20 protein-coding genes are annotated in these 17132 nt (G+C 52.8%); 9 read left to right on the top strand and 11 right to left on the bottom strand.

The genetic code is table 11. From position 1 onward, the window contains the following. Positions 1-61 precede the first annotated feature (61 nt). From MUB52_RS22145 to MUB52_RS22175, 8 genes are all read right to left on the bottom strand, one after another. Positions 62-787: a TniQ family protein gene (locus MUB52_RS22145; protein WP_263846335.1), complete on the bottom strand. Its 726-nt coding sequence runs from the start codon at positions 785-787 to the stop codon at positions 62-64. Next, the gene (locus MUB52_RS22150; RefSeq protein ID WP_263846336.1) at positions 784-1791 is read right to left on the bottom strand and encodes an ATP-binding protein; all 1008 of its coding nucleotides are present in this window, start codon (positions 1789-1791) and stop codon (positions 784-786) included. Before MUB52_RS22150 ends, MUB52_RS22145 begins: the two co-directional genes overlap by 4 nt. Then, positions 1784-3919 (bottom strand): Mu transposase C-terminal domain-containing protein, encoded by a 2136-nt coding sequence (locus tag MUB52_RS22155; RefSeq protein ID WP_263846337.1) that lies wholly within the window; start codon positions 3917-3919, stop codon positions 1784-1786. The genes MUB52_RS22150 and MUB52_RS22155 overlap by 8 nt, the downstream gene beginning before the upstream one ends. Further along, on the bottom strand, positions 3916-4506 hold the full coding sequence (locus MUB52_RS22160) for a Tn7 transposase TnsA N-terminal domain-containing protein (protein WP_263846338.1): 591 nt from the start codon (positions 4504-4506) through the stop codon (positions 3916-3918). The genes MUB52_RS22155 and MUB52_RS22160 overlap by 4 nt, the downstream gene beginning before the upstream one ends. Before the next feature lie 338 nt (positions 4507-4844). Further along, positions 4845-5090: a helix-turn-helix domain-containing protein gene (locus tag MUB52_RS24130; RefSeq protein ID WP_404818262.1), complete on the bottom strand. Its 246-nt coding sequence runs from the start codon at positions 5088-5090 to the stop codon at positions 4845-4847. 212 nt (positions 5091-5302) lie between these two features. Beyond that, positions 5303-5863 carry a metallophosphoesterase gene (locus MUB52_RS22165; protein WP_263846339.1) on the bottom strand — a complete coding sequence of 187 codons (561 nt, stop codon included), beginning with the start codon at positions 5861-5863 and terminating at the stop codon, positions 5303-5305. Between the two features lie 58 nt (positions 5864-5921). After that, positions 5922-6494 carry a hypothetical protein gene (locus MUB52_RS22170; RefSeq protein ID WP_263846340.1) on the bottom strand — a complete coding sequence of 191 codons (573 nt, stop codon included), beginning with the start codon at positions 6492-6494 and terminating at the stop codon, positions 5922-5924. Further along, on the bottom strand, positions 6491-7231 hold the full coding sequence (locus MUB52_RS22175; RefSeq protein WP_404818263.1) for a nucleotide-binding protein: 741 nt from the start codon (positions 7229-7231) through the stop codon (positions 6491-6493). Before MUB52_RS22175 ends, MUB52_RS22170 begins: the two co-directional genes overlap by 4 nt. Positions 7232-7422: 191 nt before the next feature. On the opposite strand from MUB52_RS22175, the gene MUB52_RS22185 reads away from it, so the two are divergent. After that, complete coding sequence (locus MUB52_RS22185) at positions 7423-7647, top strand: helix-turn-helix domain-containing protein (RefSeq protein WP_263846355.1); 225 nt, start codon at positions 7423-7425, stop codon at positions 7645-7647. 210 nt (positions 7648-7857) lie between these two features. Here the strand turns inward: MUB52_RS22185 and MUB52_RS22190 are convergent, their stop codons facing one another. After that, positions 7858-9000: a helix-turn-helix domain-containing protein gene (locus MUB52_RS22190; RefSeq protein WP_263846341.1), complete on the bottom strand. Its 1143-nt coding sequence runs from the start codon at positions 8998-9000 to the stop codon at positions 7858-7860. A gap of 500 nt (positions 9001-9500) precedes the next feature. Here MUB52_RS22190 and MUB52_RS22195 point away from each other — a divergent pair, with 500 nt between their 5' ends. From MUB52_RS22195 to MUB52_RS24135, 7 genes are all read left to right on the top strand, one after another. Next, positions 9501-9722 (top strand): DUF2188 domain-containing protein, encoded by a 222-nt coding sequence (locus MUB52_RS22195; protein WP_263846356.1) that lies wholly within the window; start codon positions 9501-9503, stop codon positions 9720-9722. A gap of 12 nt (positions 9723-9734) precedes the next feature. Next, positions 9735-9995 (top strand): multiubiquitin domain-containing protein, encoded by a 261-nt coding sequence (locus MUB52_RS22200; protein ID WP_263846342.1) that lies wholly within the window; start codon positions 9735-9737, stop codon positions 9993-9995. Further along, entirely contained in the window at positions 9970-11163 is a 1194-nt protein-coding gene (locus tag MUB52_RS22205; protein ID WP_263846343.1) for a ThiF family adenylyltransferase, read from the top strand. Before MUB52_RS22200 ends, MUB52_RS22205 begins: the two co-directional genes overlap by 26 nt. A 224-nt stretch (positions 11164-11387) precedes the next feature. Beyond that, entirely contained in the window at positions 11388-11768 is a 381-nt protein-coding gene (gene tnpA, locus MUB52_RS22210) for an IS66-like element accessory protein TnpA (RefSeq protein WP_263846344.1), read from the top strand. Next, complete coding sequence (gene tnpB / locus MUB52_RS22215; protein WP_263846345.1) at positions 11765-12112, top strand: IS66 family insertion sequence element accessory protein TnpB; 348 nt, start codon at positions 11765-11767, stop codon at positions 12110-12112. Before tnpA ends, tnpB begins: the two co-directional genes overlap by 4 nt. A 70-nt stretch (positions 12113-12182) precedes the next feature. Beyond that, positions 12183-13700, top strand: coding sequence for an IS66 family transposase (gene tnpC, locus MUB52_RS22220; RefSeq protein ID WP_263846346.1), 1518 nt, complete (start codon positions 12183-12185; stop codon positions 13698-13700). 6 nt (positions 13701-13706) lie between these two features. Next, positions 13707-14009 (top strand): DUF6527 family protein, encoded by a 303-nt coding sequence (locus MUB52_RS24135; protein ID WP_404818264.1) that lies wholly within the window; start codon positions 13707-13709, stop codon positions 14007-14009. Between the two features lie 113 nt (positions 14010-14122). On the opposite strand, the gene MUB52_RS22225 is transcribed toward MUB52_RS24135, so the two are convergent. Next, positions 14123-14293 carry a hypothetical protein gene (locus tag MUB52_RS22225; RefSeq protein WP_263846347.1) on the bottom strand — a complete coding sequence of 57 codons (171 nt, stop codon included), beginning with the start codon at positions 14291-14293 and terminating at the stop codon, positions 14123-14125. A gap of 120 nt (positions 14294-14413) precedes the next feature. Here MUB52_RS22225 and MUB52_RS22230 point away from each other — a divergent pair, with 120 nt between their 5' ends. After that, entirely contained in the window at positions 14414-15913 is a 1500-nt protein-coding gene (locus MUB52_RS22230; protein WP_263846348.1) for an anti-phage dCTP deaminase, read from the top strand. Positions 15914-16025: 112 nt separating this feature from the next. On the opposite strand, the gene MUB52_RS22235 is transcribed toward MUB52_RS22230, so the two are convergent. Continuing rightward, the gene (locus tag MUB52_RS22235; RefSeq protein ID WP_263846349.1) at positions 16026-16625 is read right to left on the bottom strand and encodes a hypothetical protein; all 600 of its coding nucleotides are present in this window, start codon (positions 16623-16625) and stop codon (positions 16026-16028) included. Positions 16626-17132 lie beyond the last annotated feature (507 nt).

Consider the following 17132-nt stretch of genomic DNA (forward strand, 5'->3'; position numbering starts at 1 on the left):
CTGAATGTCGCTTCCTCGCCATTCAATGTCCCCCTTCGGTGACCACTTTAATGGCCCAGTTCTAAGGGGGAAGGACAAAAATCTCTGCTGGGCTCCCATAATCCAGCGTGGTTCGGTGATGCTTCTTCTTCTCCTGAATTACATCAAAGATTGTCGTACAGACCTTTGAGACAACTCCAACCTCAAGCGTATCCAGCCAAGTTGAGCCGACACTCCGCTGTCTGTCTATTCTGCCGATGATGTATTTCTCAAGACTTGTGCAATCTTGCGGAAGCGCGCTCCTTTCGGCAGCCTTGATGGATGAGAGGCAGTCAACTATTCGCCCCGTAACATCGTATTTGCATCGAGGTTGACACGGTGGCGGCAGCTTGACGAGAGCGACCCCATGTTCACGACAAGTAACGACAGGATCGAGCTGCCAGTACACTGGCGAACCGCGCAACAGTTGGGTGTCGTTCGACACAGCTTCGCTAACACAGATTGGGCACACCTTTTGAGTTTGAAAAGAAATGAGATGGGAATGAATCGGCTCATTTCCCACAAACTTCATTCGGCCGCGACCGGGACGCAGTGCGAAACGCTCAATCTGCTCAAGATTGCATGAAGTGATATAGCTAAGCTTGCTCAGTTCATCGGTATGGCCTTGAGTGATATTCCGCCAAGAAAGGCCGATGTCGCGCACAAAATCCTGAACGTAGGCGCTGCCGTTTAGCTGGCCTAGACGAGAAACCCACGACGACGGAGCTTCTGCCGCTGAAATTGGGAGGGTCAAGCCTAACTTCATCATGCCCTCTCCCAGGTGTCGAAAGGACTATCGACCGGTGCCTTGACTTCCCTTTGGAATAGAAGGCGTGCATCCATAGCCCGCCAATCCTCGGCTATGAACGGATTAAGAGCATCGACGCAGCCAGAGCGGCGTTTGAAGGCCTGAGCAAACGCGTCAAGTGTAATCTCTGACTGTTCACGAATAAGCGCTTCTTCCAACGCGGAAATGACTAGCTCGATGACCAACCCTAGTTCTTCGCTACCAGAATGGATGAGCCGCTTTATGAGTTCCGGTTTTAGTACCTCATCGGAACACATTAGAGAGGCGGATCTGCTGTAGCCGCGAATGACTCCTTTGACACTATCGCCATGGCTAGACCAGCAGATCGGGCGAAACTCAATCGGCAGAAGTCTCCGGGATAGCTGCGGATCATGATTTACCAAAGCTCTTAAGGATCCTGTTCCAGTCAAGATTATGCCGACTGGCCATTCACTGTTTTGCATGATCGATTTGAGAGTGTTTACCACACTCTGCACTTCATTCGTTCCGCGATGCGGCGATAGATCCTGAGCCTCATCCAAGTGCATAAACAAGGTCCTACGCTGTTTGAGATGATGTTGGACAAGCTGCCAAATGACATTTGCTGGCCGGTCACGACTGAGCGGGTAACCAAGTCCCCTCAGGCAGGATTGACCTACAAATTTCAGCGTTGCTGGCGAAGGAACCTGAAAACTCACGATATCAGCTTGTTCTCGATCCATCGAAAGAACACTCAGGTCAACATGTCTTGAAAACAGACGATTTATCGCCGTGGATTTCCCAGATCCGGGATTCCCAGTGAGCACAATGCCGCGCGCCTCGCTTTGTCGCCCTGCCTCGAGATCAGCCCTTCGCCGGTACAACAGAAGATCGAACTGTTCGGCTAGCTCATCGAAACGATCATTGCTGACAAACTTTGCCCTAAGCGAAGAAATGGTCCGACCGATTTCCAATGCTCTGTGGCCAGTAAGCCTAGCATCACTCATCTTCCAGCCTCCAATCATTGTCGCTCTGATGCACATGCCGATCTTCTAAATTGTCGTCTCGCTTTGAGTTATCTGCAGTCTTAGTTGCTTGATCTGGCTTGATCTCCATGCCAAATGGCCCATCATCCGCAGAGAATTTCGTGTGCATCGTCGCCGGTTCATATGACTTTCCGTGGAAGAGGTTTTTTTCTAACCAGTCGATTTTGGCAGAGGTGTCAGTCTTTGAGCCTGGCGTAATTCTATCCAGCTCTGCTTGCTTTCTTCTGGAGCGGATGGCGTCCAAGACACGGCGTCTCGTCTCAAGACTAAGCCTTTCGACGTCCTTGAACCTTTGCAGAACAAGTTGGTGCTGCGCCGTCCAGGCATCTAGAGTCACACCATCAAGATCCTTGTGGATCGATTTCGCCTCAAACCATCGCCCGTCGATCTCAACGGAGATGGCACCAATATCTTCAGGGTCGAGACGAACCGCCATTCTTCTTTTGCGAGAATGAGCAAAATGCTCACGCAGTTCATCGCATGAATAGTGATTACCACAGACCTGAATGCCTCGATTCGTTAAGGTCCGTTCCAGAGGATTTCCGAGAGCAGTTCTTATGTCGTGGCGATCGGGCTGCTCAGGCACGAACCTTTCGTTCATCAACTCGTTCCAACGGCCAGCGGGCGACTGCCCGTCAAGCCCTTTGTGCGGCACTTGGTGATAGTGATCGACAATCCACGAAATTAAGATCGCAGCGAGGTCATTATCATCCAAAACTGCGCTGCCATCGCTGTCATAGTCCCCTTTTGCCTGGATGTTGGAAAAGGTCCGTCCTGGAAGTTGAGGCATTAAGCCAGTTTCAACGCTACCGAAAAACCGCTCCATGGATCCGCGCAATTCGGACTTTTCAAGTGGCGGTGCGATAGGGGTACCGTGCAAATGCTGTACCGAGACTTGAAACTCATCAGAATGAAACCAAGACGCGGCGTCGGTCGCGACAACGCCCAAGCCACCGCACTGCGGCCACGAGTTGCGAAGCCCCAGCGATTTCGCCAGATCCGACTTGTCGGAAACGACCATTCGTAAAAGGCGACGCGCTTCAGTAGATGACGGCCTCTCGGCGATCCTAACGCCAAGAATACATTTCGTGGCGCAATCAATAGCACAGCAAACCCACCTGCGACCCTTTGGTATCTGATCCAAGACATGGACGGGTATAGCCTGCGTTATTGCAAGCTTTGCAAACAATGTCCTTACGTCACAAAGCCATTCATCAATCTCAATTCTCTCCATCGGATTGACAGTCTGCAGCCCCGCGCCGTAGCTGGCGGCTTGTCGACGTGCTGCCTCAGCACCCTGTCGGTGGTAAGTAACGAGAAACGGATCTAGTTTTCGTATTCTGCGACGGACTGTACTTGGGCTAACGGTCCCGAGCAGACGTTGCCCTGAATTCCGGCGGCGCTCGTTTTCTTTGTCGAACTGCGCCATCGTGTGTCCAATAACTAACTCCATGGTCGGACCATCAGGAGACGCATAGCGAGTTACACACTGCCGGAGAAACTCTTCCTTCTCATGATCGATGGAAATGGAGGATTGCCGTTCTCCACCATATTTTGGGATCAATCTGTCAGTGCAATAGTCGCCATCCCGCCACCATCGAAAGAGCTCTAGTATTGTTCTCGCGCAAGGTAGTTTTCGTACTGGAAGAGAAGCGCCTGCCCGGAAATTGCGTCCAGGGTTATGCCTCGCGAGCTCCCGTTTGTTTACCAGTGACTCTATGCGATCTCGGTTTTCATTCAGGCTCGGCTCTCGCAGGGTTATCTCACCCGTTTCGTACAGATCTCGCATAACGTTACAGACAGTTGCGCGGTATAAAGTCAAAGCGCGTGTTTCTTCAGGGAGGCTCGCCAACTTGGTCATGGGACGACCAGGTTGGTCGTTGGGCTTGCTAGACTTGAAATAGCCCCTTTCATATGACCAGCGCTTCGCAGCTTTGTACTGCTCAATTTCATCGTACCGGAGGCGCTCAATCGCTCCGCCCACGTCTAAACGTTCAAGCAAAACGTGTTCCTTGTCTTGGCTTTGGAAACGGTAAGATTGGTTATCAATTGAGATCCGGTCGAACCGGGTGAATAGCGATTTTCTCATTGGATTGTCCCCGGCGACACTAACGTTGCAGGGCCAATTCTCCCCTTTGTGCGCTGAACCAGAACATTGCTGAAGATAGCACGGACAATCGCTTGGTAGGCTCGCCCACCAAGCCCGGTTAAGCGGACAAGATCGCCGATCGAAATTGAACCAACAACGCCTCGCACCTGGTCCAAAACAGCGACGTCGGCTCTCTCATCGATAGTCTTGTTACACAGATGGAAATGATGGGCATTCCATGCCTCCCATTGCTCAAAATGCTCGTCTGTAAAGAGAGAGACTCCGTCAGCCAGCTCAGGGGGTAGCTGCGTAGCAATCATCTCGAGGTCTTCGACAAGCTTGGAGCTGCGAGCTTTCTGAGCCCTCTTGACCGCGACAGCAATTCTGCGACCACTGGTCAGAATGACGAGATAATCAAAGGTATGGTGGCGTGTCCGGCCTTCCTTATCCTTAAATGCCACCTTAAACGGCTGCTCTATCAGGTCAGCCACATCATTGCGTGTCAACGTGATCGCTGCAAAATTCCACTCAAGATTGCTTTCGAACCCAGTACAACAAATGGTGGTCCCGTTTTTCAGACGTGCCACGAAGTGCCCCCTCACACTGAACCGCGAACGCAGGCTGATCTTTCTGCAGCCGCGGGGTGAAGTTGGCAACGTGATCGGCATGCATGTCTCATGATTTCGATCTGGTTGACTGGGCGATTTCTCATGAACTGCTGTTTCATTGTTTGGTTTGAACATCAGTTTGGTCCTTTGGTTCTGTGAAGGCATAGTTCACCGGCAGCAGAAGCCGGGGAACTGCTTGACTTTCGAAGTCGGAACACAGACCATTGGAGTTGAAGTTGGGGTCTATGATCCTTCCGGAGGGCTCAGCGTTGACGCGCTGAGCTTTCCAATTTTTGAAAAGGGGTGGGACGAAGTCGCTACTTCATGGTGTGCCCTCCCGCTTGCCCATACCTTTCTGGGAAAAGCTCTTCCGGCGTCAGCCCAAGCTTGTAAGCAATCGCCGCTTGAACGCTGTGTGATCGCCTATATCCCTGACTTACAACCGTAATTGTCGAATTCGTTCGCCCAAGCTCCGACGCAATTTGGCTGAGGGAGCTGCCCACTTCTCGGAGCCGTTTCTTTATGCCGTTGTGACGTTCAAGGTCTGGTGACAGCTCAGGCATCTGCGATTTGCTCTACTTAGACTAATTGTATGTGTTGCAAGGTTTGCCACAACATCATGTGGTCAGGGGACCACAAGCCGAATCACTTTACAAGCGCAAATGCTCCGTAAGGCATTGTTTTTTATATGGTAAATTCCTGTAGCTAGATTAGACCACCACTGCTTTGTTTGAGGCCCAGCTTTTTCGTGACGTTGGCAACTATTGATTTGACTTCAGATCTCGACGCCACGCTCTACGTCCCGCCAGTGTTTGTTTTCTGGTAAGGTTTGCGCGCGCTTTGCGATGTCTCTTAGCGTGACGGGCACATAGCCCCAGACATCGGTTCCGACGTTCACTGCATTCCGGCTTCCCATCCATTGGTCATGCACGTGGCCAAAGAGGTGCAGCGCACCCTTCCTTGCGCGGTGCCAAGTGAGCATCGGGTAGTGGTTTAGGACCGCTGGCGTGCCAGTACCGTCGGCAACTTCCGCGATGTCGGAGACAGAGGTCCAGGGCAACGCCTTGGTCGCCTGCCCGTCATGGTTCCCAACAACCAGATGCTTCTCTTTGCCAGGCAGGCGGGCGAACAAATTGGATAGCCATCCCTTGTCCTTGGCCTTCGGGCCGAAAGCGAAATCACCGACCACCCAGAGCGAGTCCTCTGGCCCAACTCTCGCTGCCAGGTTGGCAAGCAGCATCGCGTCCATGTGAGAGGCGGACTCGAATGGGCGGTTGCAGTGCTTGATGATGTTGTCGTGGCCGAAGTGTAAGTCGGCCGTGTACCAGATGGTCATGTCAGTCACAGGTCGTCGTGCATGCGCCGGAGCAGGCGGATCGGTTTTGGATTTCTGTTCAGGTCCGAGTGGCAGGGGCTATCTCGCTCGCAAGCAAGCGGTCGATCTCTTCCCGCAACGAGCTCGAGCGCTCGCGATAGCCTTTAGAGCAAAACCTCAAACCGGCATAGACGCTGGCGATCAACACCACCGCGTAGATCTGGAACCCGACGCCGGAGAAGGCGTGGTCACCAAGGCCGATAGTGTTGAGCAGCGTTCCCCATAACAGCGCACCGGGCAGGGCTAGCAGGACACTGAAGCCAAGCGTGCTGATCAGGGTCGAGCCCGTGGATGTGCTGACCGTCAGCTCGTTGCCATCGTGGACCAGGCCTGTCGAAAAGTTTGCAAAGGCAAGGGGTTTCCCGGAACCTGGTCGAGATATGACCGCTACCTCATGTCCCGGCCGCGCGGTTTCGAACATGTCGCCTTGACATCGGTGCTCTTTGCCGTGCTCGTCGCGGAGCCACAGTTCTGGCGTTGTATTGATCCGGCCGTAGCCGGTGCGCCGGTCCACGCGGACATATTGCATCTGTTGGCTCGCGGTCGTGACCACACCGCGAAGAACTAGAAGCTGATCACCGCTGCCGTTCATGTCGCCATCAGCCCGAGATTGGACTGCGCCGGGCGTTCATCTGTGCGCTTTGCTAGCTCGACAACTTCACGCGCTAAACTCAAACAGCCAGAATGCCACTTTTCGTTGGATGTTGGTGCGGCCGCGAGAGTGCTTGCCGATATCACAGATGCACAAAGTTCGGGTTGGTACGGCAATTCTGTTTTCAGCACAGGCAGCGGCGCAAACGCCTGGCGAACCAAAGTGGGATCGCTTGAGCCCGCCACGACGCACCGCAACGTCTGATAACCATCTAGGAATTCCTCGGGCAGATCCCTACTGACCGCGATTGCATCCGCGGCGTTTCGAGCTGGGACAAGCAACAGTGTTGATTGAGCCGTCGCTTCGAAAACCGAAGCGGTCGGATGGGCAGGCGTATCAACGACGGCAAATTGCCATGCCTCTCGCCACAATTGTTCGAGCACGGCTTCCAGATATGCGGCTGTCGTTGTGCGAATGTACTGAATTTGAGAGCCAGACTCGTAGTTGCGTGCCAGCATCTTTGCCCACCTTTGAAGAAGGCTGTCGTCCGGCGAAGACCCGCGACCCCGGACACTCGACACCACGTCTTCTTGCAAAGGCACCGCGTGACCTGCGTCGATCAGCGCAACACTATGCCCAAGTGAGGCCAGCCCATGGGCGAGTGCGGCAGCACCGGTTGTGCGACCGACACCGCCTTTGAACCCTGCCAGCGTAACCGTATGCAGTCTCGCCCCCATATGGCCTCACTCCGCTGCCAACGGCCTCTCTAGCCGTGCCTGAACGACGACGCTCCCAACAAGTCCGCCGCGCATCATCTGCCTGAAATCCCTCATTTCTCTATGACTATAGTAAATTGTTACTATAGTCATTAGAGATATTTCGTCCGTTCCCCGACAGAGTTGGGATGGAACGGAAAAACCAAGTGCTGATGGCGGCTTACGCGCGAACGCTACGCGAGAAACGTAAGGCCGCGAAGCTTTCGCAGGAGGAACTCGCCTTCCGAACGGATCTGTCCATGAGTTACATCTCATTCTTGGAGACCTGTCGGCGACAACCAACTCTGACTGTGATGGATGCAATCTGCCGTCAACTTGGCGTATCACTCACGGAGTTTGTTGCTGAGGTTGAACGCGCTGCAGCAGAAGGTCGATGAAGCAGTAGAGGCGCATAGGCGCGACGCGGGACTTTACGTGATTTGCCCGGACAAAAAGCCGGGTTTAGAGGATTCCGAAGGGTTGCTAGAAGCATGTCAGTTTTCCCGCAACTGGACATGATCCAATCGCATCTTGAGAGCGATGCTCGCAGCAGACAGGGCGGGAAGCGGAAGTTCGCTGCGTCCGCGAGACGAACCCCCAGCTCACGTCTATACAGACATTCGTCCGTTAGCGTTGAAGGTGATGCGTCTCTTTATTTTTGTTAGCTGTGTTTTGTAGCTGATAACTTCTTCGCGTTGCAGCCTAACAAGAAGTAGTCCCGGGTCGATATCATGCTGGCTTGCAAAGTGCGTGAGCGATTTTGAACTGAATCTCGGAACTTTTGACCCAAAAGTCGCTTTGAAATCCGAGACTATCGATCCCGGAATGATCGTCTCCGCGGAGAATCTATCCGCTTCCGCTTCTATGTCTCTTCCTGCGGTGCCATTGTTGTCTTTGTCGATGAAGACAGATTTCTTGCTGTGCTCAAGAATGTGACAACACTCATGAAAAAACGCGAACCATACGTTAGCTTCATATCCCAGTCGATCACTCACAACGATTACAGCTTTGTCTTTGGTCGCCCAATATGCGGCACCACGAAGTCCAGTACGAGGAACTGATGGGACCATGGCAACGGCCACACCTGCACTCGCACAAAGAGATATCAATTCATTCGAGATTTTGCGCCAAGGCTGTTTTGATAGATCCCTAAGGCGCGGAAGCGTCGATCTAAATGTTGCTTCAGAGTAAGGTTCTGTTTCGATAAGGTTGGCCGTAATCTCAGCTGCTCTAAGCCAAATTGCAACTCCCAGAGGATCAATACCGTTATGATTTTGTTGTTTAAAACGAGATAGATCGAGCCTCTGTTGCCAGTGTTGCTCCCATGCGGATATGCTGCTTACGCCAAAAGCCCTGAGGATATGGTCTACAAGTTCCGATGGATCAGGCTTCTTGTCTAGCAGACCGAGCTTCAACATCTGCGTTACTGGAAATTGTTTGGCCCAATCCATTGCTTTCTTCGACGACGCAGCCTGTACTTCTTTTGAGCGAGCAAGCGATAATTGATGCTTTGCTTCTAGTGCGAGCCAAAAGCCAGCACCTTCCCCAAGCACTCTTTCAAACTGAATTGCCGTTTCTGGTGTAATCGAAACCTTGCCGGAAATGATCTCACTTATAGCTTTTGTCGGCCGACCGGTCCGGCGGGCAAAGTCGACGATCTTGATGCCGCGCTCATCGAGGAACCGGCGCAGGTAGTCACCTGGTAGCCGTGGCGTGTAGTCGGGTCTAAACTCAGTGAATCGATCTGTCACTACACTGTTCCTCCCACGGAAATGACGTTGATGCTCTTAATGTCTTGAAGACTTTGACCCACCCTAAATCCTCTTGGTTTGAACAGAACTTGTCCCTTACCTGATCGGCCCACGGAGAATGAGGGCAGGGACTTCCCAGCCAATTTCTTCCGTAGGACCGGGGGTGATGTGCTTAAGTCGGCCAGAGTTGGAGCGGCATCCAGAAAGTACAAAAGATCTTTCACATTCTCCGCCGCCTCATCACCAAGAGCTTTGATAAGATCCCTTCCGCTGTTGCACAGGGCCCCGACGGATGGGGACTCGAAACCGACCTGCATGTGGGACCCTTGACACTGCTCGACGTCTTGGAACGCCTTATTTTCATAACGATGATTGTACTTGTTTTTGCTTAGATGTCAAAAATTAAACGTAACGCACTATGGGATGAAAAAATATTTGACGACTCGGCCTCGATCGACATAAAAAAAGTAACGCATCGTGTGTCGAAAAAAGAGGATAGGATGTCTAAGCGAATACATGTGGTCCCACACAACGGCTCGTGGGCGACTCGGCGTGAAGGGTCATCGAGAGTTGGTTCAATTCATGGAACCCAGACCGAGGCGACAAGCGCTGCACGCGCTACGGCCATGCGCGAGCGGGGTGAAGTCATCATCCACCGCCCCGACGGAAGAATCCGAGACGCAAACTCTTACGGCAATGATCCGTATCCACCCAAAGGCTAGGAGCCAAATACCATGAAGAACGGCAAAGAGCAGAAGACAGTCACAATCATTGTTGAGGGCACCCCTCACGACTGGCCGAAGAAGCAGGAAATCACCTATGCAGAGTTGATCGCCCTTGAGGTTCCTGACTACTCGCAGCACCCGGAAATCACTTATTCGGTGAAGTTCACCAAGGGTAACGGCAACAAGCCAGCCGGCGTTCTTGCACCAGACGGTTCGGTCAAAGTGAAAGAAGGCATGATCTTCAATGTATCAGAAACTGGTCAATCATAACGAAGACATCGGTCGCCTTGTCAGTAAGGGGTACGCAATCGGCTGCGATAGCAATTATCTCGTCGTGCGTGATGTACCTTATCTTGATGAACACCTGGATTTGGCTTGGGGCGCGATCGTCGCGAAGTTGGTCGCAGTCGACAAGCTTCGATTTGTTCAAGACGACCATCAAGTTTTCTTCGCTGGCGGAGTGCCTCATGGCCTTGATGGCGCACCCATCCGAAACTTGGGTGGTGGGCCTTGTAGTCTTGCGCTCAGTGCCGGTGCGGAGGATGTAGTTGTTCAGAGGCGGTTTTCTAACAAACCCAAGAACACCGGGAAATATCGAGATTTTTTTGATAAAATCGACACTTATGTTTCGATCATCTCCGGCCCAGCTATGTCGATGAAAGGGGCTGACCCCTTCACTTTTCGGGTTCAAGAAGACTGTGGGCCAGAGTCTGTCTTCAAGTTTCATGACACACTGACTAGCCGCGCCGAAATCACCGACTTGTCGGAAGAATTCAGGGAGGAGATTGTTGCGGTAGTGGGGCTTGGCGGAACGGGCGGCTACCTTTTGGACTTTTTGGTGAAGACACCTGTAAAAGAAATCCGTGCTTTCGACGCGGATGTCTTTCATGTGCACAACGCATTTAGATCGCCCGGGCGACTCGATGAAAGTGAACTTGGGCGTCCGAAGGCCACTGTGTATGGCGATAGATACGAAAACTTCAGAGATGGCTTCTCATCTCATGAAACCTTCATCGATGAAGAAACCGCGGACTTGCTTGGTGGAGTTACATTCGCTTTCGTATGCGTCGACAAAGGGTCGTCGCGCTCAGAGATCTTCGAGGCTTTGACCAGCCGGGGAATACCATTCATTGATGTAGGCATGGGCTTGAAACGCAGAAGCGGAGCCCTGAACGGAATGGCAAGAGTTACATACTTTGGTCCGAAAACGGGTAGGGAAACCATGGGAAAGGGGTATGCCGAACTCTCTGATGGTCCTGACGACTTGTATCGCACCAACATCCAGATAGCAGAATTAAACGCTCTGAACGCCGCTTTGGCGATCATAAGATACAAGCAGCTTCGCGGGTTTTACTTTCAAGATAAGGCCCATGAGCACTTGTTGTTTGATTTAAGCGACCTCGGTACAGTTGGGGAAGTAATGCCCGATGAAAACTGAGCGCTTCAGACTTGAAAGAGTGGGCTACATGCCCAAGCAACTTGAGCCTGCGGTCTTGTACATTTCACAGGAATTCGAAACCGCTGCGCACCTTTGTGCGTGTGGGTGCGGTGTAAAAGTTAGGACACCGCTTGGGCCGTGAGCGTCCGTTGAACCCGACCTAACGCGTGCGGTTACGGACGGCTAAGTGTCCATCATCGATAGTGGACACTTAGGGGCACTCTATGAGCAGGCGGAAGAAACGGTTTTGGGCCGACGAAGAGAAGCGGGAGATTTGCGCGCAGGCAATAACGCCGGGGATGTCGGTTGCGCAGGTGGCGCGTCGCTATGCGGTCAACGCGAACCTAATTTTCAAGTGGCTGAAGGATCCACGCTTTGCGCCAGAGGCTGATGCGTCCGCTAAAGAAGCGACGTTTCTGCCGGTTGAGATCGAGGCTGATGTTGCCGTTGTAACAGACCCAATCGACATGCCAATGCAGTCTTCATCTCCCCTTCTATCGGCCAGTCGGGTTGATATCACCCTTTCGGACGGGCGGCGCATCCTGATCGAAGGCCCGACCGCGTTGACTGCCGTGGTCAGCCTCGTGCAAGGTCTGGCGGTTTGATCCCTGTTCCGAGCAATACGCGCGTCTGGCTGGCGGCGGGTGTCACGGACATGCGGCGGGGGTTCAACACGTTGGCGGCGCAGGCTGAGAAGGTTTTGGAGCTTGATCCCTACTGCGGCCACCTGTTCGTGTTCCGGGGGCGGCGGGGTGATCTGTTGAAGATAATTTGGTGGGATCAACAAGGCGCGTGCCTGTTCAGCAAGCGTCTTGAGAAGGGTCGGTTTGTCTGGCCTGCCGCGAAAGACGGCAAGGTCAGCGTAAGCGCTGCGCAGTTGTCGATGCTGTTGGAAGGGATAGACTGGCGCATGCCACAAAAGACATGGCGACCTTTGAAGGTCGGGTAACTCAACAAATACAGTGCCTTGAGCGCTTTGGGGATTCACGTTGTCGCGTTGATCCGGTATAGGATCGGCGATGCTGAAGGACCTCGATATCACGCCGGATGATCCCGCCGAGCTGCGTGCCGTGAACCGTCTCCTAGCGGATGAGGTCAAGTCCCAGGCTCTGCTGATCGAGAAGCTCAAGCATCAACTGGCGGGACAGAACCGCCATAGATTTGGGACGCGTTCCGAGAGCCTTGATCAACTCAACCTGACTTTCGAAGAAGATGAGGCGATTGTCCAAGCCGCGGAAGAACAGGCCAAGGCTGCGCAACCAGCTCCTGAAGACAAGACACCGCGCCAGCACAGCCGCAAGCCACTGCCCGATCATTTGGACCGGCATGACGAAGTGCTTTCCCCGGGGGACGACTGCACGCGCTGCGGCGGCAAGCTGAAGACCCTTGGCGAGGATGTAACCGAGGAACTTGAGTATGTGCCGGGCCGGTTCATCGTGAACCGCATTCTTCGGCCCCGCAAAGCCTGCGCGGGCTGCGAAGCGATTGTCCAATCGCCGTTGCCATCGCGCCCCATTGAGCGCGGCAGGCCCGGTCCCGGCCTGCTGGCGCATGTTCTGGTCAGCAAATACGCCGATCACCTGCCGCTCTATCGCCAAAGCCAGATCTATGCGCGCGAAGGGATCGACCTGGATCGCTCAACGATGGCTGATTGGGTTGGGCGATCAACTGCGCTCTTGGAGCCACTTGCCGATGAGATCGGACGGATTGTCCGGCGTGGAGATGCGCTATTTGCGGACGACACACCCGTCAAGATGCAGGCGCCGGGCAACAAGAAAACTAAAACGGCGCGGGTTTGGACCTATGTGCGCGATGAGCGGCCCTGGTCCGGATCGTCCCCACCTTGTGCCTGGTATCAGTTCACCATTGACCGCAAGGGCGAACATCCCGTCAGCCATCTCGCAGGATACAAGGGTTGCGTGCACGCCGACGGCTATTCCGGCTTCAACGGCTTGTTCGGAGAGAACAAAGCCGATGAGATGGCATGCATGGCCCACGTGAGGCGCAAGTTCGTGGATGTTTTTGCGTCCCAGGGCAACGCCATTGCCGAAGGCGCGATCCGCCGGATCGCAGAACTCTATGCCATAGAAAAAGAGGCACGTGGAAAATCACCCGACGCACGGGTCGCGCTGCGGCAGTCACGATCAAAGCCGATCTTTGATGATCTCGAAGCATGGCTCCATAACCAACTACCCAAAATCTCTGGAAAATCGTCATTGGCTCAGGCGATCCGATACGCTCTTGGCCGCATGCCAAAGGCGCGGCCATGCCTTGAGAATGGCCACCTGGAGTTGGATAACAACACAGCGGAGCGCTCCGTAAAACCCGTCGCCATAGGCCGCAAAAACTGGACGTTCGCAGGCTCAGAAGGCGGCGGCAAAGCCATGGCAATCGCCTATACCCTCATCGAGACCGCCAAACTCAACGACGTAGATCCACAAGCCTGGCTCGCATGGGTCCTCAGCCAAATCGCCGACCACAAGATCACACGCCTCGACGAGCTCTTTCCCTGGCGTTACGCTGCCTCAGCAGCGTAACAGGTCATGCTCCGGCGCAAAAGGGCGGGTTCAACGGACGGGTACCTTGGGCCGACAGAATGGTCCATTCGAGATACTGAGACCGGGCCAACTTTGAGGCCCTCGGTTGGAAACTGGCAGCAGAATTGTAGATCCCACTACCTGATAACCAACGGGAAGGTAGAATGGGCGGGACAATGGAGTGAAGAAAAGGTGCTTGCTGGGAGAGCAGCAGAGCAGTCAAGGCGAGAAGCATACCTCAAAGAACACTATCCTACTCCAAACATTTTTGTTCGAGTATGGAACTGGATCAAATCCATCTTGGACTAAGAACTGACCGGTGCTTGCCGCTCTAGTGGACACCTTGGGGTCCGACTAGACCGTTCACGACGGGAGTCTATATCCTTTTATTTGGCCTATTATGAGATGCTACCGAACCGACCTCAAGCAGATCTAAACTTTCCCACGGTGTATTGACGTGACGCCTCAGATTGCCGCTCAAGCATACGTTCGTAGACTTGGCGCTCCTGCTCCAGATCACGCGTCTGATCACCTTGTGCTTGGGTCTGCGGTTGGTTGCTCTGCATCACATTTTGATCCATTTCATGGTCCATCGTTGCCTCCCCACCAAGCAACCCCACCTTGATGCAATCGCCCCTCTAGATCAAGACTTGCCTTGACGGAAGGTGATAATGGGCAAAATATTGTGTTGATAACTATGGAAAGTTTTCTTCATGCGAAGCCGTGTCGAGCTAGTTTTTGGTTTGGTTGGTCCAATCGGATGCCCGATCCACGAAGCGAGCGAAAGCCTTGCTGCAACTCTCAAAAAGATGGACTACACTCCGACTACGATTTCTCTCAGCAAGGAGATGGATCGGCTGCTGGCGGCCAAGGGCGCATGCTTTGAGGAAACTTCCACATCCGTACTCCACAACAAGATCAGAAAAGGTAATGCTGTTCGGGAGGCCTTTGGGAACAACGCCGTTCTTGCATCGGAGGCTATCAGACAAATTGTCGATTTTAGACGCTCCGCCGCTGCGGAAAGCGGCGAATCGGATGAAGCAAAGCTGGATGAGCAAGCCGTTGTGCCGCTTGATGAGCATGCATTCATAATCGATCAACTTAAGTTGCCCGAAGAGGTGGATCTTCTTGTAAAGGCTTTTGGAAAGCGCTTTGTGCAGGTCTCAGTTGTAACTCCTTTGGAGCAACGAAAACGATCGTTGACCGGCAGAATTCGAACTGAACAACACGGTTGGAACAATGAAAAATGTGAGCAGCACGCAGATGAATTGATCGCTATAGATCAAAATGAAAAGGCCGAAGACAGAGGTCAGCGGATTTCAAAAATCTTCCATCTTGGAGATGTTTTCTTTGACGGAACCTCTGAAGCATCAATTGAGCATTCCAGCCAACGCTTCATCAAGGCGTTCTTCGGAAGAAATAACGTTGCTCCAACTTCAGACGAGTTCGGTAGCTACATGGCGAAGGCTGCATCGCTGCGGTCAGTTGATTTGTCGAGACAAGTCGGTGCGGCGATCTGCACTCCCTTGGGTGATCTTATTTCTATTGGATGCAATGAAGTCCCAAAGTACGGCGGAGGCAACTACTGGGACGAAGAGGCAAATAAGCGACGCGACATTGATCTTGGAGGCGAAGCCAACAAGAATGAGATCAACCGCATGATCTTTGATTTCTTGGGCATCCTGAAGAAGCAAGGTCTAATAGCCGGAGATCGTACAGTTGAAGAGATATTGAACGATCCGGATCATCGAAAGGCTATCAAGAAGTCGCTCGTTTCAGGTGTCACTGAGTATGGGCGAATGGTTCATGCTGAAATGAATGCACTTGCAGACGCTGCTCGTCTTGGTAGGTCTGTCAAAGGTTCGACCATCTTTGTGACTACATATCCGTGCCATAACTGCGCGAAGCATCTAGTAGCGTCAGGGATCGAACGCATCGTATTCATCGAGCCCTACCCAAAAAGTAAAACCGAAAGCCTGTTCCAGGATATCATCGTGCCTGACACACCTGATGCTGCTACAGTTTCGATCGAACATTTCTACGGTATCTCTCCTCGACGTTATCGCGACATTTTTGAGAAGGGGAGCCGTCAGACTGACGAAGGAGAAGTCGAAAAATGGTACGAGGGGTATGCCGCTCCTCGCCTAGGTAACATAGAAGTTGGGGGCACTCCGCGAGAGCTCTTTGCGATAATTGAGAACCTATACAGTTAACGCCTCGATCTGTGTTGATTTCGGATTGTGTTTGCCCAACAGCTGTAATGTAAGACCTGTTGATCTTGGCATAGCTGCGCCAAGCCGCAAGCAACGTGGAGACATCTGCCCTCTATTCATCCGGTTTAATGTCCTGTGCAATAACCAAGAATTTTTCAGCCCGTCCATGTAGGTAATCGGCCTCTTCTTGGTTCAGCCGGGTCGCTGTGATTAGCGTTCCTGGCTGTATGTTGAGGATACCAACTCCTGCCGATTCCGGTTGGGCCATTCGGAGCACTGTGAGTAAACCTCGTTCTTTCTTTCGCGGTAGTTGATCCTTTCCAAAGTGGAGGAAGATTATCCTTCTTTGGTTGTTTGCCTCGGTACGTAGGTACCATGCCGTTGCAACCCGCAAACCCGCGATATTCGCTTCTATGGGGCTTCGTCCTTGCCATATGAGCGCGTGATCCTCCTTTAAATCCAAGTAGTTTTGGCTGAGAACCCTGTAACCGGAAGATTTATTGGGAGCGACCTTCGTATGAAGCGCTAGGAATTGCTGATCCGAAATAGCTTTATCTTCATAAGAAGTCATAGCTTCACGAAACTGTTTGTACCGATCTTTGGCGGGATCATACGGTAACTCGAGATCGTCGATTATGCTTTTGACTTTTGCCTTGTCCTTTCGCTTATCCCCGTATGCAAAATCAATGAATTGACTGACCCTAATCCTCATTCTTTCCTCTTCGCCTCATGGGAACAGTCGCATACTACTGGAGAGAACAAAAAATGAACAGGCCATTCGTAACACTGTGGGCCCACACGGGATTCTTGATAGTCGCGTTTAGATAAAGCGTCATGTTGCGTGCGTAGCGAAATCTACGAATTTTGGGTGTTCAACTTTTGGTATCGGCGGCGTCAGATTTGCAGTTGCAGCGAATGTCTCCTGTGAAGGGCCGCGCTGCAGCGACGGCGAACAAAGCCGAGCGGTAGGTTTGGGCCGTCTTTGACTGACCTCAGCGGCGCACATTGGGTCGATGCTGCGCCACCTCCGAGGTCAGCTTGGAGCCCAGTCTGTACATCTGAATTTCGTCGCTGCGCGTACTCGCAGCGCTAAAGCTGCTGAAACGACAGAGACCCTTGTGCCGCATTGCGGCGAAAAAACCGGGCGTTCGATCAAACCGCCGCAATGATTCGATGATATTCGCCCAAATCGACGACGGGACGGACATCGACTTCGCTC

The sequence above is a fragment of the Roseobacter sinensis genome, assembly GCF_025755255.1.
In the GTDB taxonomy this organism is placed as follows: domain Bacteria; phylum Pseudomonadota; class Alphaproteobacteria; order Rhodobacterales; family Rhodobacteraceae; genus Roseobacter; species Roseobacter sinensis.